The organism is Blautia sp. AM29-29 (assembly GCF_003480555.1).
GTDB lineage: Bacteria > Bacillota > Clostridia > Lachnospirales > Lachnospiraceae > Fusicatenibacter > Fusicatenibacter saccharivorans.
Genome location: NZ_QUJD01000003.1, coordinates 107,244 through 129,546 on the forward strand (window position 1 = coordinate 107,244; position 22,303 = coordinate 129,546).

Annotated in this window: 14 protein-coding genes and 2 tRNA genes; 1 reads left to right on the forward strand and 15 read right to left on the reverse strand. The window is 48.8% G+C overall.

Annotation, left to right across the window (positions count from 1 at the left end):
* Positions 1 to 67: 67 nt before the first annotated feature.
* From carB to DW769_RS03315, 14 genes are all read right to left on the reverse strand, one after another.
* On the reverse strand, positions 68 to 3,274 hold the full coding sequence (gene carB, locus DW769_RS03250; RefSeq protein WP_118749960.1) for a carbamoyl-phosphate synthase large subunit: 3,207 nt from the start codon (positions 3,272 to 3,274) through the stop codon (positions 68 to 70).
* Entirely contained in the window at positions 3,274 to 4,347 is a 1,074-nt protein-coding gene (locus DW769_RS03255; protein WP_055219571.1) for a carbamoyl phosphate synthase small subunit, read from the reverse strand. Before DW769_RS03255 ends, carB begins: the two co-directional genes overlap by 1 nt.
* 241 nt (positions 4,348 to 4,588) lie before the next feature.
* Positions 4,589 to 4,672, reverse strand: a tRNA-Leu gene (locus DW769_RS03260).
* Between the two features lie 302 nt (positions 4,673 to 4,974).
* A tRNA-Leu gene (locus tag DW769_RS03265) sits at positions 4,975 to 5,058 on the reverse strand.
* 162 nt (positions 5,059 to 5,220) lie between these two features.
* Positions 5,221 to 5,679, reverse strand: a complete 459-nt coding sequence (locus DW769_RS03270) for a signal peptidase II (protein WP_022462960.1) — start codon at positions 5,677 to 5,679, stop codon at positions 5,221 to 5,223.
* Positions 5,676 to 6,167, reverse strand: coding sequence for a zinc-ribbon domain-containing protein (locus DW769_RS03275; protein ID WP_117509222.1), 492 nt, complete (start codon positions 6,165 to 6,167; stop codon positions 5,676 to 5,678). The genes DW769_RS03270 and DW769_RS03275 overlap by 4 nt, the downstream gene beginning before the upstream one ends.
* Before the next feature lie 80 nt (positions 6,168 to 6,247).
* Positions 6,248 to 7,684, reverse strand: a complete 1,437-nt coding sequence (gene clpX / locus DW769_RS03280) for an ATP-dependent Clp protease ATP-binding subunit ClpX (RefSeq protein ID WP_055219393.1) — start codon at positions 7,682 to 7,684, stop codon at positions 6,248 to 6,250.
* A 225-nt stretch (positions 7,685 to 7,909) separates the two neighbouring features.
* Positions 7,910 to 9,631 carry a trypsin-like peptidase domain-containing protein gene (locus tag DW769_RS03285; protein WP_118749961.1) on the reverse strand — a complete coding sequence of 574 codons (1,722 nt, stop codon included), beginning with the start codon at positions 9,629 to 9,631 and terminating at the stop codon, positions 7,910 to 7,912.
* A 145-nt stretch (positions 9,632 to 9,776) separates the two neighbouring features.
* The gene (gene glmS / locus DW769_RS03290; RefSeq protein WP_118749962.1) at positions 9,777 to 11,603 is read right to left on the reverse strand and encodes a glutamine--fructose-6-phosphate transaminase (isomerizing); all 1,827 of its coding nucleotides are present in this window, start codon (positions 11,601 to 11,603) and stop codon (positions 9,777 to 9,779) included.
* Positions 11,604 to 11,776: 173 nt separating this feature from the next.
* Positions 11,777 to 12,730: a glycosyltransferase family 2 protein gene (locus DW769_RS03295; protein WP_118595184.1), complete on the reverse strand. Its 954-nt coding sequence runs from the start codon at positions 12,728 to 12,730 to the stop codon at positions 11,777 to 11,779.
* A gap of 22 nt (positions 12,731 to 12,752) precedes the next feature.
* The gene (locus tag DW769_RS03300) at positions 12,753 to 13,949 is read right to left on the reverse strand and encodes an LCP family protein (RefSeq protein ID WP_117801711.1); all 1,197 of its coding nucleotides are present in this window, start codon (positions 13,947 to 13,949) and stop codon (positions 12,753 to 12,755) included.
* An 18-nt stretch (positions 13,950 to 13,967) separates the two neighbouring features.
* A complete protein-coding gene (locus DW769_RS03305) occupies positions 13,968 to 15,377 on the reverse strand; it encodes an undecaprenyl-phosphate glucose phosphotransferase (protein WP_117801712.1) in 1,410 nt (469 codons plus the stop codon).
* A gap of 150 nt (positions 15,378 to 15,527) precedes the next feature.
* On the reverse strand, positions 15,528 to 16,502 hold the full coding sequence (locus DW769_RS03310; RefSeq protein ID WP_117801713.1) for a glycosyltransferase family 2 protein: 975 nt from the start codon (positions 16,500 to 16,502) through the stop codon (positions 15,528 to 15,530).
* Positions 16,490 to 18,325 (reverse strand): glycosyltransferase family 2 protein, encoded by a 1,836-nt coding sequence (locus DW769_RS03315; RefSeq protein WP_055219403.1) that lies wholly within the window; start codon positions 18,323 to 18,325, stop codon positions 16,490 to 16,492. The genes DW769_RS03310 and DW769_RS03315 overlap by 13 nt, the downstream gene beginning before the upstream one ends.
* A gap of 251 nt (positions 18,326 to 18,576) precedes the next feature.
* On the opposite strand from DW769_RS03315, the gene DW769_RS03320 reads away from it, so the two are divergent.
* Positions 18,577 to 19,884, forward strand: coding sequence for a D-alanyl-D-alanine carboxypeptidase family protein (locus DW769_RS03320; RefSeq protein WP_118640230.1), 1,308 nt, complete (start codon positions 18,577 to 18,579; stop codon positions 19,882 to 19,884).
* 194 nt (positions 19,885 to 20,078) lie between these two features.
* On the opposite strand, the gene DW769_RS03325 is transcribed toward DW769_RS03320, so the two are convergent.
* Complete coding sequence (locus DW769_RS03325; protein ID WP_055265468.1) at positions 20,079 to 22,283, reverse strand: glycosyltransferase; 2,205 nt, start codon at positions 22,281 to 22,283, stop codon at positions 20,079 to 20,081.
* Positions 22,284 to 22,303 lie beyond the last annotated feature (20 nt).

A 22,303-nucleotide genomic window follows, 5' to 3' on the forward strand; every position in this document is an offset into this window, starting at 1 on the left:
AAAAAAGCTCTCTGCCGCTTTGTTTCTGCAGCAGAGAGCTTTTCTTTGCTTTATGCTTCTATCATGCTTATCTCTTGTCGATCGTTGCGATATCGATCAGGGTCAGCTTCTTCACATCTGTATTTTCCAGACTGGTTACGAGTGCGGTTGCGGTATCCAGAGAGGTCAGTACGTTGACACCTGTCTCGATCGCGTTCCGGCGGATGACGAATCCGTCTTTGGAGTGCTCAACGCCCTGGGACGGAGTATCGATGACGAGGTCGATCTTGTGGCCGAGGATCAGGTCCATCAGGTTTGGGGACGGCTGCTCGATCTTGTTGGTGCGGATCGCATTGACGCCGTTCTCGTTCAGGGCTTTCGCGGTATTTCTCGTCGCATAGATCTTGTAGCCGAGAGCCTGGAATCTCTGTGCGATCGGAACGATATCTTCTTTATCCTCATCCTTTACGGTGATGATCATGTTTTTGTATTTCGGCAGGTTGATTCCGGCGCCGAGGAATGCTTTGTAAAGAGCCTCGTTGAAGGTCTTTGCAATACCAAGGCACTCACCGGTGGATTTCATCTCCGGTCCAAGGGCGATATCTGCGCCGCGGATCTTCTCGAAGGAGAATACCGGCATCTTGATGGCAATGTAATCTGCATCTCTCTGCAGACCCGGCTCGTAGCCAAGCTCGCGGATCGTGTGGCCGAGGATGACTTTCGTTGCCAGCGGCACGATCGGGATTCCGGTTACCTTGCTGATGTACGGCACGGTACGAGAAGAACGCGGGTTGACCTCGATGACGTAAACATCCTCACCGCATACGATGAACTGGATGTTGATCATACCGATGACATGCAGGGATCTTGCCAGACGTTTCGTATACTCTACGATGGTGTCTTTTGCATGCTGGCTGATGCTCTGTGCCGGATAAACGGAGATACTGTCTCCGGAGTGAACGCCGGCGCGCTCGATGTGCTCCATGATACCAGGAATCAGGATATCGGTGCCGTCGCAGACTGCATCAACCTCGATCTCCTTGCCCTGCAGATATTTATCAACCAGGATCGGATGCTCCTGTGCGATCCGGTTGATGATGCCGATAAATTCATCGACGTCCTCATCGCTGATGGCGATCTGCATACCCTGTCCTCCAAGGACGTAGGACGGGCGGACGAGTACCGGATAGCCGAGCTCGTTGGCTGCTTTTTTCGCCTCTTCTGCGGTGAATACGGTGTGTCCCTTCGGACGCGGGATTTCACACTGCTCCAGGATCTCATCGAACAGCTCACGGTCCTCTGCGGCATCTACGTTCTCTGCAGATGTTCCAAGGATCGGCACACCCATTTTCAGGAGTGCTTCGGTCAGCTTGATCGCGGTCTGGCCGCCGAACTGTACAACGGCTCCGTCCGGATGCTCGATGTTGACGATATTTTCTACATCTTCCGGTGTCAGCGGCTCGAAATACAGTTTATCTGCGATATCGAAGTCGGTGCTGACGGTCTCCGGGTTGTTGTTGATGATGATGGTCTCATAGCCCTCTTTCTTGAATGCCCAGGTACAATGTACGGAGCAGAAGTCAAACTCGATACCCTGTCCGATACGGATCGGGCCGGAACCAAGGACGAGGACTTTCTTTCTGTCGTTTGTCTCGACAGCTTCGTTTTCGCCGCCGTATACGGAATAGTAATACGGTGTGGTTGCTGCGAACTCAGCGGCACAGGTATCTACCATCTTGTAAGCTGCGGTGATATCATACTGTTTTCTTAACGCTTTTACTTCTTCTTCGGTCTTTCCTGCCAGTTTTGCCACCAGGTAATCCGGGAACTCAAGGCGTTTTGCTTCGCGCAGCAGATCCTCATCCAGCTCTTTGGCCTGTAATGCCTGCTCCATCTCAACGAGGATAGCCAGCTTATCGATGAACCATACATCGATTTTGGTGATCTCGTGGATCTCGTCGTAGGAGATGCCCTGACGGATCGCCTCTGCGATTCTCCAGATTCTCATATCATCTACGATGTGAAGCTCTTCGATCAGCTCGTCTTTGGACAAGTGGCTGAAGTCATAGGACATCAGGGAATCTACGTGCTGTTCCAGGGAACGGATGGCTTTCATCAGCGCGCCCTCGAAGTTGTTGCAGATACTCATAACCTCACCGGTTGCCTTCATCTGTGTGGTCAGGGTACGTTTTGCACTGATAAACTTATCGAACGGCAGACGCGGGATTTTTACAACACAGTAATCCAGCATCGGCTCGAAGCTTGCGTAGGTTTTTCCGGTAATGGCGTTCGGGATCTCATCCAGAGTGTAGCCAAGTGCGATCTTTGCAGCAACCTTTGCAATCGGATAACCGGTCGCTTTGGAAGCCAGTGCGGAAGAACGGCTGACACGCGGATTTACCTCGATAACACAGTACTCGAAGCTGTCCGGATTCAACGCATACTGTACGTTGCATCCGCCGGTGATGCCGAGCTCGGTGATGATGTTGAGTGCGGAAGTACGCAGCATCTGATACTCTTTATCTCCCAGGGTCTGGGACGGTGCTACGACAATACTGTCTCCGGTGTGAACGCCGACCGGGTCGATGTTCTCCATGTTGCAGACGGTGATGCAGTTTCCTACGCTGTCCCGCATTACCTCGTACTCGATCTCTTTCCATCCGGCGATACATCTTTCAACGAGTACTTCGCCGACACGGGAAAGACGGAGTCCGTTCGAGAGGATCTCGATCAGCTCTTCTTCGTTGTAAGCGATACCGCCGCCGCTTCCGCCGAGGGTGTAAGCCGGACGCAGTACAACCGGATAACCGATCTTGTTGGTGAAATCGATACCAGCCTGTACATCATGGACAACCAGGGATGCCGCTACCGGCTCGCCGATTTTTTCCATGGTATCTTTGAATTCCTGACGGTCCTCTGCTTTTTTGATGGTCTGTGCTGTGGTACCGATCAGGCGTACGTTGTTTTCTTTTAAGAAGCCTTTTTCTTCGAGTTCCATCGCAAGGTTCAGTCCTGCCTGGCCTCCCAGAGTCGGAAGAACGCTGTCCGGTTTTTCCTTCTGGATGAGCTGCTCTACCACTTCTACGGTCAGCGGCTCGATGTAAACGCGGTCTGCGATGTCTTTATCGGTCATGATGGTTGCCGGGTTGGAGTTCAGAAGAACAACTTCCATTCCCTCTTCTTTCAGGGAACGGCACGCCTGTGTTCCTGCGTAGTCGAACTCTGCTGCCTGTCCGATGACGATCGGACCGGAACCGATAACCAGAACTTTTTTAATATTCGGATTCTTTGGCATTATTTGTTACCTCCCATCATCTCAAGGAATCGATCAAACAGGTATCCGGAATCCTGCGGGCCAGGGCATGCCTCCGGATGGAACTGTACGGTAAAGATGTTTTTGCCGACGTATTTGAGTCCCTCGTTGGTGCCGTCGTTGACGTTCACAAAGGCCGGAACTGCCACATTCGGATCCAGGGTATCGGTATCTACGACATAGCCGTGGTTCTGGGAAGAAATGTAAACTCTTCCGGTTGCAAGGTCCTTGACCGGGTGGTTTCCGCCGCGGTGGCCGTATTTCATCTTGTGGGTATCTGCGCCGGTAGCCAGTGCCATCAGCTGATGTCCAAGACAGATTGCAAAGATCGGTACATTGGAATCGTACAGTTTTTTAATCTCTTTGATAATGGATACGCACTCTTTCGGATCTCCAGGGCCGTTGGACAGCATGATTCCGTCCGGATTTGCGGCGAGGATCTCTTCTGCTGTAGTAAGCGCCGGATAAATGGTCACTTCGCATCCGCGCTCATTTAAGGAACGTGCGATGTTGTTCTTTGCGCCAAGATCCAGAAGTGCAACTTTAAAGCCTTCTCCTTTTAAAACTGATTTTTCAGAGCAGGTTACCTTTTCTACAACTTTTCCGGTATTATACGCTTTTAATTTTGGAATAATTTCATCGAGGTGATAATTTTCGTTGGTCGTGATCATACCGTTCATGGTACCTTTTTCACGAAGAATTTTGGTAAGAGCACGAGTATCGATTCCGGCGATTCCGGGAATATCGAACTTTTTCAGGAAATTCTGAATGGTGTCCTGGCAACGGAAGTTGCTGGGGAGACGGGATAATTCTCTTACAATATAGCCATCCGGCCAGGGTCTTAAGGACTCCTGATCATCATAACAAATTCCATAGTTTCCAATAAGAGGATACGTCATACATACTGCCTGTCCCGCATAGGATGGGTCGGTCAGCACTTCGAGATATCCAGTCATGGATGTATTAAATACGATTTCACTGATCACTTCTTTTTGTGAACCAATGCTGGTTCCGGTAAAGACATGCCCGTCTTCTAAGATTAGAAAAGCTTTCATCATTCCACCGTTTTCCTTTCTTTTTCGTTCGGTTTTGAGTTTGTATGAAATATGCATCTCATACTTTAATCTTTCAGATTCTATCACAACCAGGGAAACATTTCAACTATTTTTGTCGAATTACGGAAATTTCTTTTCTGGAAAAATAAAAATACCCTGACGGAAAGTTTTCACACTTCCCATCAGGGCAATCCGAATTGGTCCACCGGACCAATTCTTGATACGCAAAGCGAAAAAATAATGCAGGAGATGGGACTTGAACCCACACGATCTTGCGACCACAGGCACCTGAAGCCTGCGCGTCTGCCAATTCCGCCACTCCTGCATTTCTTAGTTGTCTTAGCGGTTGTCCGCTTGACAAGATAGATAATAACAGCTTTCTAAAGAAAAGTCAACACTTTTTTTGAAAAAATTTTAATTTTTTTAATTTTATGAAAAATATGGATAATAACGATAATTTTAAACAATTTTACACTGTCTGAGATTCGTCTGTTTTTCTTTCCCCGTCTGCACATCTTCTCCGCACAGAAATAAAAAGACCCTGCCGGGAAGTTTCTGCATCATTCCAGGCAGGGTAATCCGAATTGGTCCACCGGACCAATTCTTGATACGCAAAGCGAAAAATAATGCAGGAGATGGGACTTGAACCCACACGATCTTGCGACCACAGGCACCTGAAGCCTGCGCGTCTGCCAATTCCGCCACTCCTGCATTTCTTGTCTTGCAGCTCTCATGTGCCGCTCAACAAAACATATATTACCAGATGATTCCGAATCTGTCAACAGCTTTTTTCAAATTTTTTCAAAAAATTTCAAATTTTCTTTTTTGCCCCGAAAAGCCCGCCATCCGCAGGGCTTTTCGTGAGATCCTGCATCACCTGGACTCCCGGCAGGAAATTGCCGTCAGCAGCGCAAGTCCGAAGAAAATACAGAAATCAGAAACATTGAACACAAGTCTGCGGAACTTCTCCGGTCCAAACCGGAAGCTGACATAGTCGGTCACGTAACCTCTCTTATGCCGGTCATACCAGTTCGACATGCCGCCGCCAATCGTAAGCGCGAGCCCAAGCTTCTTCGCCTTACACTTACGTCTGCCCGCCAGCGCTCCGAGACGCGCCCACAGTCCGGACAGCAAAAAGAAGGTGAGAATTTCCACCTTCTTCGTGCTGTCCGCGAAGCCGCCGCCCGCTACGCCGCGGTTATGACATTTCCGCAGGACAATATGTCCTTTGCAGACCGGGATCTGCTCATTTTCCTTTAACTCCTCTTCTGCCTTCTTTTTCAGGCATCCGTCTGCAAGGAAAACCGCTCCCGGCAGCAGGGTCCAGATCATTCCTCTTCCGGTACCTCTGCTTCTTTTTCAGGCTCTTCTTCCGGCGCTGCTGCTTCGGTTTCTTCTGCTTTTTCTTCCGGTTCTACGTGTACAAACTCGGCATCCTCCGGCTCATCTTCCTTCTCCGGCATAGCAGCACCGCAGCGCATGCAGAAAGCTGCATCTTTCGGAACACTTGCGCCGCAGGCCGGGCATACGATGCGGCCTCTCTTGTTTGCCACATCTTCCTTGCAGTCTGCAATCTCTTTTTCCAGATCGGTGATATCTTTGCAGAAGCCGGCAAGATTCTCGTCGAATGCTTCGCCGTTCAAATAGCGGTTGTAGATGATCTGTCCGATATCCTGGTAATTCTTCTCAATCTGATCCTCGAGCGCATGCTGACGGGTGCGGATCTTCTGAATTTCTACGAATTCATCTGTTTTCTTTCCCACAGTATCCACTGTTTTTTTCAGTGTTTTACTTAAATTTCCAAAAAAATCCTCTGCCATAGTTAAAACCCTCTCTTTCTTATCTCTTATTTCAAGAAAACGCCAGTTTCACGTCTGCTCCGCTGTGTTTTCCAGTTACCTTATTTCTGCTCTAACTTTGGAACTTCCTGGCCGCGCAGGAGAATCGTCGGCCCGCCGGTCTTTTCAATATAGTCTTTTGTGATGATAACCTCTCCGATGCTGCTGTCCTTTGGAATCTCATACATGATATCCAGCATGAAATCCTCGATGATCGAACGGAGTGCTCTCGCACCGGTATCTTTTTCCAGCGCTTTTCTTGCAATAGAGCGAAGTGCATCATCATCAAATTCCAGTTTCACCTCGTCGAGTTCGAGCAGTCTCTTATACTGCTTCAGGATCGCATTTTTCGGTTCTTTTAAGATCTCGACCAGCATATCCTCATTGAGACTCTCCAGCGTAAATACGATCGGCAGACGGCCAAGGAACTCCGGCACCATACCGAAAGTCCGAAGGTCTTCTAAGGTCACCTGTGACAGCAGGTTCTTATCCCCATCATACTTGTCCTTCAGATCCGCCTGGAAGCCAATGGAAGCTGTCTTGTTCAGACGCTCCTTGATGATGTCCGTCAGATCCGGGAAGGCACCGCCGCAGATAAAGAGAATGTTTCTGGTATTGACGGTCTCGAGCGGAACCATCGCATTTTTGCTGTTGGCTCCCACCGGAACTTCGATGTCGCTGCCCTCGAGGAGCTTCAGCATTCCCTGCTGTACGGCTTCTCCGCTGACGTCTCTCTGGTTTGTATTTTTCTTTTTCGCAATCTTGTCGATCTCGTCGATGAAGATAATACCGTGCTCCGCGCGCTCCACATCGTTGTCTGCGGCCGCTAAAAGCTTAGATACCACGCTTTCAATATCATCGCCGATATAACCCGCTTCGGTAAGGGATGTGGCGTCCGTGATGGCAAGCGGCACATCTAAGAGGCGTGCCAGTGTCTGCACCAGATACGTTTTTCCGGAACCGGTCGGTCCGATCATCAGCATGTTGGATTTTTCGATCTCGATATTTCCGTCCTGCGGTGCAAAGACACGTTTGTAATGGTTGTAAACGGCAACCGACATGACTTTCTTTGCACGTTCCTGGCCGATGACGTATTCGTCAAGCATCGCCTTGATCCGGTGCGGCGGCGGAATGTCCTTGATGGAAAATTCTTTTGTTTTCTTCTTTTCTTCTTTTTTCTTTACCCGCTGCCGGTTCGGGATCTGGTTGGAAAGCCCGGAGAGATCGAACATGCCGATATTCGGCATGTTGTTCATATTATTCATCATCTCATTGATCTGCCCCGGGTTCTGGTTCATGGTATCAAAGCTCTTCTGCATGCAGTCCGGGCAGATATTGATGTTTCCCGGAAGGGTAATCATCTTTCCGGCTTTGCTCTCCGGTCTGCGGCACATGAAGCAGACTTTTTCATAAGTATCTTCTGTATGATGGTCAGAGCTTTTTGTTTCCGCCTTCGTTTCGTCCGCGGTACCGTCCACTCTGTCTTTCTCTTCTGACATGATTTTTCAAATTCCTTTCTGTAATAGATCGCTTGGTCTAGCTTGATTATAGCCCAAAAGCCATAGGGTCACAAGTAAAAACTTTCTTAAAAATTACCAACTTTTTTAAGAATTTTACGAATTCAAAAAATTATATCAAAAAATGCAGAAAAAGGCGGACAGCCAGGCGTTCATATTCCTGTGCTGTCCGTCTTTTTTCTCTTAGGAAATAGTTATTTCGAGTTTTTATCTGTTGCCAAACGGATTCTGAATACCCTGGTCATTCTGATCGGAGCTTCCGGTTCCATCGTTTGTGGTTCCGTTGCTGCTTCCGCTCGTCTGCGGCATATCTGCTGCAGAGCCAAGGGTCAGCGTCAGTGTTACTTCTTTGTACTCACCGTTATCCGCGCGCTGTACGGTGACATCTACAGTCTCGCCTGCCGCATAATAGGTCAGTGTCTCTTTTAAGCCTTTGGCGTTCGAGATGCTTCTTCCATCAAACGTGGTGATAACATCGCCTTTCTTGAAGCCCGCATCGGCTGCCGGGCTGCCGTCCACAACGCTCATGATGCAGACACCGGTCGGAATACCGTAGTTCTGGGAAACATCTGCGCTGACATCTGCCATGTTGATTCCGATATAAGCGGCCTCATCATCGCTGACTTTGTATCTTGTTGTCAGGTTCATCAGGTTCTGCAGAATCGGCTCCGCTTTCGAAATCGGGATCGCAAAGCCCATGCCCTCGACCTGTGTGGAGCTGTATTTTGCTTCGTTAATGCCGATCAGCTCACCGTTCATGTTCAGAAGGGCGCCGCCGCTGTTTCCAGGGTTGATGGCTGCATCGGTCTGGATCAGTCCCTCAGAAGTAATCGTCTCGCCGGTACTCTCATCCTGACTGGAGATCGTACGGTCTTTTGCACTGATATATCCGCTCGTCAGGGACTGGCCGGTTCCCAGTGCATTTCCGATTGCCACAACCTGATCACCGACCTCAAGGTCATCGGAATTTCCCATCACGGCAATTTTGATCTGGCTCTTTGTCTCGTCCTTGATGTCGGAAAGTTTTACTGCAACAACAGCAAGGTCATTGTCCGCATCGGTACCTTTGATCTGGCCTTCTACCGTCTCATCGTCGATAAAGCTGACGGAAAGAGACGTTGCACCGCTGACAACGTGGTTGTTTGTCGCAATCAGGAGCTCATCGTCGTTCTGTCCGACAATAACTCCGGTTCCGCTTGCAGGAACTTCCTGGCTTGTGGTTCCGAAGAATGTCTCAACTTCTTCCACCGTTGTCGTAGAAATTGCTACCAGAGACGGCATCGCACTCGATGCAACATCTTTCACGGACATCTCGCCGGTTGCTTTTACGGTATCGGAGGTATCACTGCTGTCTGCTGCCGTTGTTGTGGTGGTCGTCGGAATTGTAACTTCCTGCTTCTGCTCTGTTGCTGTACCGATCACTTTCGTACCGACTGCTGCAGTCCCAATGAAAACACCGCCTGCCACGAGTCCGAAGCACGCTGCCATGGCAAGTGTCATGCCCAATTTTTTTGCGGCTGACATTGGTTTTTTCGCTTTCTTTTTGTGATCCTGCGGCTGCGGAACGGCAGAAAACTGTGGTTTTTCCTGCTTCGGAGCACTCTGTGTCTGTGACTGGTACTGATAATGTTCTGTCTTTGCAGAAGATGTCTGCTCTGCCTTTGCCTCCGACGGGTCCGGTTTTCCGGTGTAGGAAGCGCTGTTATTCTCCTCGCCGGTCTTTCCGCTGATTTTCGGATTCACCCAGCTGTAGGTTGTCGTTTTCTTTTCTTCCGCCTTCGGCGCTTCTGCGGTTTCCTGCGGTTTTTCCGTCTCTGCTGCACTCTGCTCTGCTGTCGTTTCTGCTTTTACTTCTTCTGTATGCTCTGCAGCTTTGGTTTCCTCTGCTGCCTCACCATTTATTTCTTCTTTTTTAAATTCTTCACTCATGGCTGATCCCTCTTTCTCTTTTCTATCTCAGGCACCAATACACAGTGCTCTTATTTCTTTCTTCATTTTCTACTGCCTATTGTACGTTAGAATTGTGTTGAAACTGTGATAATTTTGAAAAAAGAGGAATTTTATGCTGCGGTTTTTATTCTACCGTAACGGATTTCGCCAAGTTTCTCGGTTTATCCACATCGAGGCCTCTGCCGATCGATACGTAGTAGCCAAAGAGCTGCAGTGGAATGATTGCCAGGGAATTTGCAAAAACCGGATTTGTCTCCGGCAGGTAAACTACGTAGTCGGCTACTTTTTCCACTTCTGTATTGCCAACGGTCGTTACCGCCATGACAAACGCGCCTCGTGTCTTCACTTCCTGAATATTGCTGATCGTTTTCTTGTAGAGCTCCGGCTGGGTCAGCACGGCTACGACAAGGCGTCCGTCCTCAATCAGGGAAATGGTTCCGTGTTTCAGCTCACCGGCTGCATACGCCTCGGAATGGATGTAGGAAATCTCTTTCAGCTTCAGGGAGCCCTCCATCGAGATTGCATAGTCGATGCCGCGTCCGATGAAAAAGACGTGTTCTGCCGCAAGATAACGGTTGGCAAAACGCTGTACGTTCTCCTTGTGGGACAGCAGCAGGGAAATCTGCTCCGGCAGGCGCTCAAGGCTCTGGATCATTGCATCGAAGTCATTCTGCGAAACGGTTCCGCGTACTTTGGCAAACTTCATCGCCAGAAGATACTGCGCGATAAGCTGTGTGCTGTACGCTTTCGTTGTCGCAACAGCGATCTCCGGACCGGCCCAGGTGTACATGACATTGTCTGCCTCTCTTGCAATCGAACTTCCAACTACGTTTACGATGCCAAGGGTACGCACGCCCTTTTCTTTTGCAAGGCGGAGAGCCGCGAGGGTATCGGCCGTCTCACCCGACTGGCTGACGATGACCACGAGCGTATTTTCCGGCAGAATCGGATCACAGTAGCGGAATTCGCTTGCCAGATCTACCTCAACCGGGATTCTTGCCAGCTTTTCGAAGATGTATTTTGCGGTTACACCGGTGTGGTATGCGGAACCGCAGGCAACGATAAAGATCTTGCTGATTGTACGGATCTCTTCGTCCGTCATGCCAAGCTCCTCGATCACTACGTCACCATTCTTGATGCGTGGGGTCAGCGTATCTTTTACGGCTTTTGGCTGCTCATGCATCTCTTTCAGCATAAAATGCTCATAGCCGCCTTTCTCTGCGGCATTCATATCCCATTCGATGTGCGTAGGCTCCTTTTGCAGCTCCTCCTCATCGATATTGTAAAAATGAAGGCCGTCTCGGGTCAGCTTGACAATCTCCTCATTTTCCAGAAAATAGACATCTCTTGTATATTTCAGTACAGCCGGAACGTCGGATGCAATCAGGTTTCCGCTCTTACTTGTACCAACGATCAGCGGGCTGTCTTTACGGACCGCATACACCTCATCCGGATGGTCGCGGAACAGGATACCCAGTGCATACGATCCCTCCATACGGTGCATAACCTTTGTGATCGTTGCAAGCGGATCGCCGTTATAATAGTAATCCAGCATATGGGCAATTACCTCGGTATCTGTCTCCGAAAGGAACTCATATCCTTTGGACATCAGTTTTTTCTTTAATTTCAGATAATTCTCAATAATTCCATTGTGTACAACGACAATCGAGTGGTCTTTATTGAAATGCGGATGTGCATTCAGATCGGAAGGTGCCCCATGCGTTGCCCATCTCGTATGTCCGATTCCTACGGTACCCGGAAGTGTCGCTCCATTTTGTGTCATTTCCTCAAGCACCTTCAGACGGCCCATTGCTTTCTGCATCTGAATTTTGTTTCCATCGTATACAGCAATTCCGGCCGAATCGTATCCGCGGTACTCCAGCTTTGACAATCCGTCCAGCAGCACCGGGGCAGCCTGGCAGGTTCCAATATATCCAACAATTCCACACATAGATTTTTTCCTCCTAACAGTAAAAGGCGGCACCCTTGTTCTGTTTTCAGGTTATGCCGCCTTCTAATTTCTTGTTCTTTACTTTTTTACCACGCTGCTCCGTTCTCTGTCAACCTTATGGAGCATTTCGTATTTACTTACAAGATCTTTTTATTTTTGTTTTTTACTTTCACTTATCTTCTATTTCGTTTTTTTCGTATCTTTCCGTGATATTCCCACCATGTTTTGTTTGAGGTACACCAGCGGATTACACTGTCCGGAAGGCTTTTGTATCGTTTTCCGAGGAAGTAGCCCACATATTTGAATCCGCTTTGAAAGAATAACGTGACGAGCAGCCACGGCTTATGAATTTCGCAGACGTAGGATGCCGATTTTTTCACCATACGGATTCCCTCACTCTCAGACGGATACGCATCAAAGATCTCCGGATGCTGTGCCTGGGATACACCGAGGTCGAAATTGCGGTGAAGCTGTGCCAGACAACCGTAATTGTGGGAATGTACCACCTTCGCATCTGCCGCATAGGCAATCGCATAGCCCGCCTGCACAAGATGCCCGGCATAGATCATATCTTCGTTAAACAAGGTGCTTTCTACAAATCCACCCAGCTCTTCATATGTCCTGCGGTCATACATTGCACAGACATTGGAACAGAAAAAAGTCTTAACACCAAGTTTTGGCAGATCACCGGCATCCTTGATATCACTCTCGTCCGGATAGTTAAAGCCTCTCGTAAACCGTTCCAGTGTACGGCAGTCATCCCGCGGAAGCTGCCGCGCATAGGCCGCCTTCACATGCGGCAGTGAAAATTTTTCCACCAGATGTTCCACGCACGCATTATCGTACGGCATGGCATCCTGGGTCATAAAAAGCAGAAGATCCGCATCGGAGCTCTCCGCCATTGCCCTTCTGGTTCCGCCGTGGTCGAACTCGCTCGGCTGAATATGCTCCACCATAATCTTGTCTGAAAGCTGCTCCCACGCCGGATTCCAGAACTTTTTCCCCGTATTCACGACCCGGATCGAACGGATCGGGTAAGTCTGTTTTAAAAGGCGGGGCAGAAGTTCTGCGAACTCCTGCCCTGGTTTATACGTTGGTATCATGACATCAACGGTATATTGACTCATCTTGTCGTATTCTCCCTGTATTTTAATCTCCTGCTACCACAGAATCTGTTGCAGCGCCCGGTCCCTGATTCAGTACATACTCAATCATATCATCATCGTAGCCGCTCTTTCTTGCAATATAGTCACTGTACTCTATCACGGCTGCAGATGGATCATAGCTCATCGTCGGATACAGATAAGCGTGCAGTTCCTTTACATTGTGTTCCAGTGTAACCGGAATTACGACATCAACACCAAGTGCGCTTTCTACATTTTCTCCATAACACAGCTGGAACGGATATGCATAAGATGTTCCCATTTTGTACGTTACCGCATGCATGCCAAGCTCCAGAATTTCGTTTTTGGTAAGACTGGTGCTGACATTTCCCATCACTTTATCCAGAATCTCCGGAATCTTGGTCGGATTCTGTTTAATCTTCTGTACCATGAGATTGATGACGATTCGCTGACGGCTCGTACGTTTCGCATCGTCGCCGCCGCCGTAACGGATCCGCGCATAGGAGGTTGCAAGTGCACCGCTGACATGACGTACTTCGCTGTAATCATCCCCAAGGTCCTCATCATACGGAATAGCTTCATACTCTACGCCCTGTGCTTCCGATACCTCTCTGTTGTAGTTGTTTGCATGAACACACTCTGCATTTGTCATCTCGATGTCGAGACCGCCCAAGACATCAATCGCATCGGCGAGTGCCTTGAAGTTTACGGTAACGTAATCGGTCAGTGCAAGGTCAAGGTTTGTATTCAGCATGGAGAGCATACTCTCCGGGCCGCCGCGGTTGTATGCGGAATTGGCTTTGTCAAACTCATAATATTCATCGGTATATTTCGCCATATTCATCCAGGTGTCACGCATAATCGACACCATACGGATTTCCTGCTTGTCGTGATCAATACAACAGAGAATAATAGTGTCACTGTTCATGCTTTCTGCCAGCTCGGAGCCTTTCACACCTCTGGCATCCACGCCGACCAGCGCGATGACCTGTGTACCGGACATCTGTGAGAGATCGGTATTTGCCTTTACTTCACTGTTGATCTGAATCTGGGAGCTGTCCAGCGTATCCTGATTCATCTTATCCATCGAACGGTTGATCCATGCGTAGACGAACAGAATTCCGGAAAGAATCAGCAGAACGGTGATTTCAATTCCGAAAATTATTTTTCTGCGGCGCATTTTTTTGTATTTTCTGCTCTTTTTGTAATTCTTCTTCGACATCTCTTTTCCCCTTATCTTTTAGTAAGCGTTTTTATTCACAAATCCTTTGAAAAAGGTCAGGAACAGAATTTTAAAATCAAGTCCCAGCGTCCAGTTTTCAATATAATACAGATCACAGTCAATACGCTTTCGGATGGAAGTGTCTCCCCGGTATCCATTCACCTGTGCCCACCCCGTAAGACCGGGACGCACCTGATGTTTTACCATATAACGCGGGATTTCCTCCCGGAATTTTTCCACAAAGAAAGGTCGCTCCGGCCGCGGTCCGACCAGGCTCATATCTCCTTTTAAGATGTTAAAGAGCTGTGGAAGCTCATCAATGCTGGTATGGCGCATGAATTTTCCAAATCCCGTCACACGCGGATCATTCTTCACGGTCCATGCCTTCTTTTCTTTCTCCTCCGTCTGAACTTCCATCGAACGGAACTTGTACATTTCAAACGGTTTGTTGTGCAGTCCGACGCGTGTCTGACGGTAGATCAGCGGACCCGGTGAGGTCAGCTTGATCATGATGCAGGAAAACAGCATCACCGGTGAGAACAGAATGATCGCCACGAGCGCGCCGAAAATATCCACAATCCGTTTCAGCATCGCGTTGAACGTGTTGGAAAGCGGCACATAGCGGATATTGATGACAGGAAGTCCCTGCAGGTCTTCTGTGTACGGCTTTGTCGGAATGATGTTGTGGTAATCCGGCACAAACTGGGTATGTACGCCGGATTTTTCACACATGGCAACGATCTCCTCCAGGCGGAAGTATTCGTTCAGGCCAAGGGTAATGGCAATTTCATCCAGTTTGTTTTCCGGCAGAATGACTGAAAGATTGTTGATTCTTCCAAGAACCTTGACACCGCGGTACATCGTTCCCGCTTTGACATGGTCATCGAGGATTCCGCGGACGAGATAGCCCCACTCCGGGTTTGCAATGATCCGGTCAATGTATTCCTCGGTCGCACGGCTGTAGCCGACCATCAGAATCTGCTTCTGGTTGCGGCCGTGTTTCCACATATTGCTTAAGATATAGTGGATCAGATTTCTTACGATCGTTTCCAGTGTCACATTCAGCACAAAGAAGATGCAGAGCATACCACGGGAAAAGTGAACCTGGCGCACCATGTAAAGGCTGGCCAGCCAGACCAGAAATCCAACCGTATTCGCTTTTAAGATATTGGCAAATTCCAGACGTCTTCCCTGAAAACGCTTGGATGCATAGAGATTGAATGCATAGTAAAGCAGCAGATAGCCGGGCACGATATAGAGCAGTGCCATCATATACGTCGCCGGCGGCAGAATTCCCCTCTCCGGATGATTATTCATAACACCCAGCCGCACATAGCAGTACCAGGACAGTACATAGGAAAGTGCGAGCACCAGGGCATCGATCAGAACGTGCATCCGGTCAAAATATTTCTGATTATCGTTGATCAAATTCGTTCACCTTATCTGTTTTTTTCGGGATTTAAAAATTCCCTACCCCTAACTATACAATAAGTTTCAAAAAAGAGCAATCATATTTTTCTAACATTCTTCTTATTTCCGTAAACTTTTTAACTTTTTCGTAATCTTTTGAAAGAATCCTTATGCCCTCTCCAGAAATCTCCGGAACACATTGATAAAAAGCTCCCATTCGATGACAAAATACGTGCCGAGGCGCTTCCACTCGAAACGGATCTTTTTTGCTCTGTTTTCCGGCTTCCGGCAGATGAAAAAACCATTCTTGATTCCTGCCAGATATTCTTTTCCGTATCCCTTCGATGCAAAAAAGACCAGTTTTGCCGAAAAGCCGAGGATAAAGGCCGGCAGGTTAAGCAAAATCTGTAAAACCGGCATATTTTTATAGATCAGATAAATATTATTCCTGGAAGAATAACGGATTTTAAAGAGGTTATACCGGGAGCCGCTCGTTCCGCTTCCGACGTGGTAAACCTTCGCGGACGGCTCATACCAGTTCTCGTAGCCCAAAAGCCGCGCACGATAGCCGATGTCGGTATCTTCCAGATAAGCAAAATGTTCTTCGTCAAAAAGTCCGGTCTTTTCCAGAAATTCCCGGCGGTAGATCGCTGCTCCGGCGCAGGCTGCAAAAATCCGGTCGGACGTTTCAAATTCACTGACCGATTTTCCTTTTCCTCTTGCGAACGCCCATCCCAGCATATTATAGTAATTTCCCGCATCGTCGATTTTATCACGCTCCTGATAGGAAATCAGCTTTGCGCTGCATGCAAACGCATTTTTTCTTTTGCAGATTCCCTCATAAAGGCGCTCGACAAAGTCCGGGAACACTTCGGTGTCGTTGTTTAAAAGGATCACATACGGCTCTGTCGACCGGCGGATGCCTTCGTTGACCGCACGGCTGAAGCCATAGTTATCATCGAGCTGGATGATTTTCGTCTCCGGGTAGTGTTCCCGGAGAAACGCACAGCTCTCATCCTGTGAACCATTGTCCACGAAATATGTGGTAAATTCGGTAAAGGTCTGCTTTGCAAGCGCTGCAAAACACGTCTCCAGATACCGGTATCCATTATAATTTGGTATTACAACTGCTACTTTGTCCATGGTTTTACTCCCCTGCCGTCGGCACGCAGTCCATAGTTCCACGATGCCAGTGTTAAATTTGGATTGTAGCAGGGATCTCCTGCCTTTAACAGCCCAATCCAGCGGCTGCGCATAAATTCGATTTCCGACTGGAAGCGGCGCACCTTCTTCTCGTCATCCTCTGCTCCCCTGGATTTCGATTCATAATGGTACAGCTCCACGTGCGGATTGTATACGATTTTATAACCTGCTTTTCCAATGCGCAGGCACAGATCAACATCATTGAAAGCGACGGACAGTTCTTCTTCAAAGCCGCCGACCTCCTCAAAAACCTCTTTTTTCATCATCATGCACGCTGCTGTCACCGCACTCACATTCATCTGGAGCGATGCCTTATGCAGGTAGCCGCTTCTTCCGCGCGCCAGTCCTAAAAAGGCGTGGCCCGCAATGCCGCCGATACCGATGATGATACCCGCATGCTGCACCGTGTTGTCCGGGTAATACAGCTTCGCGCCGACCGCCCCGATCTGCGGTCTTTGCAGATTGGACACCATCTTTTCCATAAAATCGGGTGTAATAATTTCCATATCGTTATTGAGAAACAGGAGATACTCTCCCTTTGCCTCTTTGACGCCGAAATTATTGATCGCAGAATAGTTAAAGCCCTGTTTTGGATACTTCAGGACACGGATGCCCTGTGCTTCGAGTTCTTTGTAATAGGAAAACGTTGCTTCCTCAGTGCTGTTGTTCTCAATAATCAGAATCTCATAGGATGGATACATGCACTTCTTCTTAATGGATTCCAGACAGGTGCGTAACGTATCGGCCTGATCCTTGTTCGGGATCAGAATCGAAACCAGAGGCGTTCCCCGCAGTTTATAATCTACATCGTAGAAGCCATAATCCGAACGCAGTGTGACGGTTCCCTCTTCGCCGCAGCGCGCAAGGTTTCCCTCAATTGCCTTTTTTCCGGCCTCATACGCGTACAGCTTGCTTGCCGGATTGTCTGCGGTGGAAGCGCTGTGGACCCTCCAGTGATATAAAACTCTCGGAATGTGTACAATTTTTCCCGCCATTTCCGTGCAGCGGAAGATATAATCATAATCCTGCGCCCCATTGTATTCCGGACGAAGGCCGCCGGTTTTCTCCGCAATCTCCCGCCGTACAACGAAGAAATGGCAGATATAATTGTTTGACCGCAGCAGATCCAGATTGAAATCCGGTTTGAAATGCGGCTGGAAATACTCGGACAGATCGGTCCGTACCTTGTCCTCATCGGTATAAAAAGCATCGATGGACGGATCTTTTTCCAGACGGATGGCAATTTCAAAGAGTGCATCCGGCGCAAGCAGATCGTCGTGATCCATAAAACCGACGAAATTTCCCGCTGCTGCGGCAAGCGCTGCATTTGTATTCTCTGCAATGCCGATATTTTCCGGAATCGGAACGTTCTTTACGCGCGGATCTTTTCCGGTATACTCTTTCAGGATGCGCGCCATCGTCTCATCCTCCGGGCTGGCATTTCCGATCACCAGTTCCCAGTTTTCATAACTCTGTTTTTCCAGGGATTCGATCATCTGACGCAGAAAAATTTCCGGCGTACGGTAAGCCGGAACAACAACGCTGATCTTCGGACAATAAGAAAATTTATGATTTTTCTGACACGCCAGGTCCTCCTCTTTTGCGCAGTACTGCTCCCGCCACGGTCCGTACGGAACCTCCTCCGGCTCCATCCTCTCCGAAAGACGGATCAGGAATTCCTTTGGGCCATAATGTTTCAGGTAACGCAGTCCCTTCTGTATGTTGTAAGGTTTCAATTTCCGTATAAAACGGAGCCATTTCATATCTGACACTTTTTTTAACTCCTTGGGGTTTTTGTTTTTCAGGTTTTTTGTTTTTTCCGTATGAACTCGTTCGCATTATACTCTATTTTACTGCATTTTGCAAATCCCGACTGAAAATATTAAGAAATTATGTGTTTCTTCCCTGCTCGCTTTATGTTATAATAATAAAAGTGTGTCTAATACATTTTAGAGAGATCCGCTGCCCGGACAGTCTTATGCAGCTGTACCCGCTGGATCAGAAGGAGTGAGTTATGATTAGAAAGAATTCTGCAGCCCGCACATTTTTATGCCTGTTGCTTGCTTTTGTTTTTGCCGCGTCCTGCCTCCCGCAGACGATTTTTGCCACAACCGATAAAAAAACAGTCACCACCTGGCCCGAAGGACCGGAAAACAATTCCGGCGCTGTCTGTTTACTCGATGCCGATACTGGTGCTGTTTTATACGATAAAAACATGGACGAGCAGCGCTATCCTGCCAGCATCACCAAGATTCTGACGGCTCTGCTGATCATTGAAAACAAGCAGATGACCGACACCGTTACCTTCGGCGAACATGCTGTCAGCGAATCCATTCCGGGAAATGCCCGCATCAACGTTCAGCTTGGCGAAACGATCACAGTGGAGGATGCTCTTCACGCGATTCTTCTTGCCTCGGCAAATGAGGTCTGCACACAGCTTGCCATCGACATTGCCGGAAGCGAGGAAGGTTTCGCCGCCATGATGAACGAACGCGCCGCTGCACTTGGTTGCACGAATACCCATTTTGTCAATGCAAACGGTCTGCCAGATCCGAACCACTACACCAGTGCACACGATATGGCACTCATTATGCAGGAGTGCATCAAAAACGAGACCTTCTGCCGCATCGAGTCCGATCTGACCTACACAATTCAGCCGACCAATATGACCTCGACACCGCGTGATCTTCAGAACCACCACGCATTGCTGTTCCAGGACGGTCAGTGGGGATACAAGGGTGCTTTCGCCGGAAAGACCGGTTATACCGATGAGGCACACAACACACTCGTTACCGCTGCCAAGCGAGGCAATATGACGCTGGTCTGCGTTGTTTTAACCTGTGATAACCTCGATTATATCAACGATACCCGTACCGTACTTGATTTCGGTTATGATAATTTTACACATTATACCCTGAAGAACGCAAAAAAGGAAAGTCTTTCCGGTGTGGTAACGCTTCCAAAGAATGCGAAAATTGAAACTGCAACCTACACCGATCCGGACGGCGCTTCCGTTGAGGAACCGTACACCCGCCAGTATTTTTTCGATGATCACTTCATCGGAACAGCCGAGGTTTCCGCTCCATGTACTGTTTCCGACAGTTCTTCGGTTTCCTCCGATTCATCAGAAGAAACCGACAGCACAGATATTCCAACACCGGAAGAAACCAAGAAAATTTCTTTTCTCTCCACACTGCTCTATATTCTGCTTGGCCTGAACGGTGTCGCTTTTCTGATTCTGATCATTGTCGTGATCAACAACGCGAGAAAGAGACGGAAACGCAGAAACAGACGCCGCAATAACCGAAACAAACGGCACTGATCTTCTAATTTATAAGCAATCAGGACCTCCCGTCCAACGGGTGATCCTGATTCAAGAGTTCGACGGAAGTCGAACTTTCCTATAAGAAGTAAAGAATGGCATCGAAAACGCAACCGATTTCGATGCCATTTGGGTATAACGCAGAGCTACCGCCAGAAATATTTGCTAGTGCGACAGCCCTTTTTGTTGCTTATTTATTTTCCAAGATACTGTTCTAAAATCTGTGGTTCGATTCTTTTCCAGTTTCTTTCCTTTACCGTCTCTTCTGCTCCCGTATCCAGTTTTTTCCTCAGTTCCGCATCTGTCAGAATACGCTCAATCGCCGCTTTTGCCTCCGCGAGATTTCCCTGCGGATAGAGAATACAGTTTTCCCCATCTTTCAGGTATTCCAGATTGCCACCGTTCGGCACAGCAACGACGTAGCCGCCGGACGCCATCATCTCAAGCGGCGGATAGGAAAAGCTTTCCAGCAGGCTTGTTTTCAGCAGGATATCACACGCCGCATAGACTTCCGGTGTTTTTTCATATGGAACCCGGTGTAAAAAGCGGTCCACGCGGTACCAGGATTTCGGATTTCCATTGTAGGACATGTACCAGATCTCGAATTTTTCCAAATCCAGCTGTTCCACGATACGGAAGCTCTCGTCCACGTTTTTATGCTCCGCGCTGCAGTCTCCCTCGATCAGAATCCGAATTTTTCCCTGCAGATCCCGCCCCCGTTTCGGATAGAAGGACGGATCGATGCCGTTCGGAAGATAGGCTGCTTCGGTATGGTATTCCTCCCGCAGCCAGTTCTGACACCATTTGGAAATGGTTACGTACTCCATCGGGCTCCTCATCCGGTAAGTCGCCGAAGTTGCGATCCGGTACGGGCTTCCCGGCGGATAAAATCCAACTTCAAAATTCTGCACCAGATATTTTTTCTTTCGGATCTTGCTGGACTGTTCGACGAACTCTGCGGTATTCCACATCGTCGCTACCGCAAGATCCAGCGTTCCCTGCAGTTTCTCTCGCTCGGCCGACAGCACCGGAAAATGGAAATCACCCTCATGATACCACTCCGCCTCCCCTTCCAGAGTAAAGAGGCTGACCTGCGCTCCTGCTTTTACCAGCATTTCCGCATGAAGAAGTGCAACGCGGATGCCTCCGCTGATCTCCATCGCTGGAAGCACAAAGGCACAGCGTAGATTCCAGTGGCGCTCCACCCACTCGCAAATCCCGGTGGCATGAAAGATTGTGACACACTCGCGGCTGCACCGGCCATATGCCCGTCCGGCAATGGCTTTTCGTGCCGGTTCGTCGTCGATCAGCCACTGCAGTTTTTCCAACCACTCCGCTTCGTCTCGGCAGAGTACGCCGTCTTCTCCATCCTGTACCATCTCAGCAAAAGCGCCGAGATTGCTGGCTGCTGTCACAGTCTGCACCAGAGCCGCTTCCACCCATTTATTTTCCGATTTCGCACGGTTAAAAATCGTATCGGTAAGCGGAGCCAAGTTGATATCCACCGACGCAATCCGCTCCGGCAGTTTTTGGTAATCGACAAAGCCCTCCATCTGGATCTGGGAAGCAAACAGTTTCAGCTCCACCGGGAGTTCCAGAATTCCCACGATGAGGAGTTCCAGGTTCGGATTTTTGCCAAGCAGCTGTTTCAGCACCGGAACGATCATCTCGATGTCGTCCAGATGCGTCGCACTGCCGCTGAAATAGCCAAGGCGTACTTTTTTCGCCGTTCCATCTGCTTCGTTCTTTTTCTGTTTTTCTTTTAACACCGCCTCGGACAGTAGCAGCATCTCATCTGACGCACAGTTGCGGTTGATCAGCACCTCCGGTACGTACTGCTTCAGTTCTTCTGCCAGCGCCGCTGTCGTCGTAACCGCCGCATCGCAGAGGGAAAGCAGCTCGCCCATGTTTCGGACATTCTGATCGTATGCCTGCCGTTCTTCCGGCTGCATCCGGTCGAGAAACGGAATCTGATCGGTGTATTTCGTATCGATCACAAGATCATCCACATCGTACCACAGAGGCTTGTTCATCTGCTTTGCCATTGTGGCAAATTCCCGCAGGGTGTCCGTCATCGGGCAGCGGAAAATCACGAACGCGCCGTAGCAACGTACCATCCAGGGCTTCAGCTCCTGAAAATAAACCGTATCACACGTATATCCGCCTGCCTCCAGCTGCTCCATCTGATGCACCACGCGGTACCGGTGTGGATGCGGCAGCTGTTCATTGCAGCCACTGATAAAGAGAATATCCCGGTAGACCCGGGATTTTTCTCTCTGAAACTCTTTTTCTTTTTTTGCCCGCGCAAGGTACCCTTTCGTACGCCCAGCCAGACCGCCGATTCCTTCTTCTGCAACAGCTTTTTTTAATTTTGCTGTCAGCACTGAAATTTTTTCCAAACGTTTCACCGCTTTCTTTC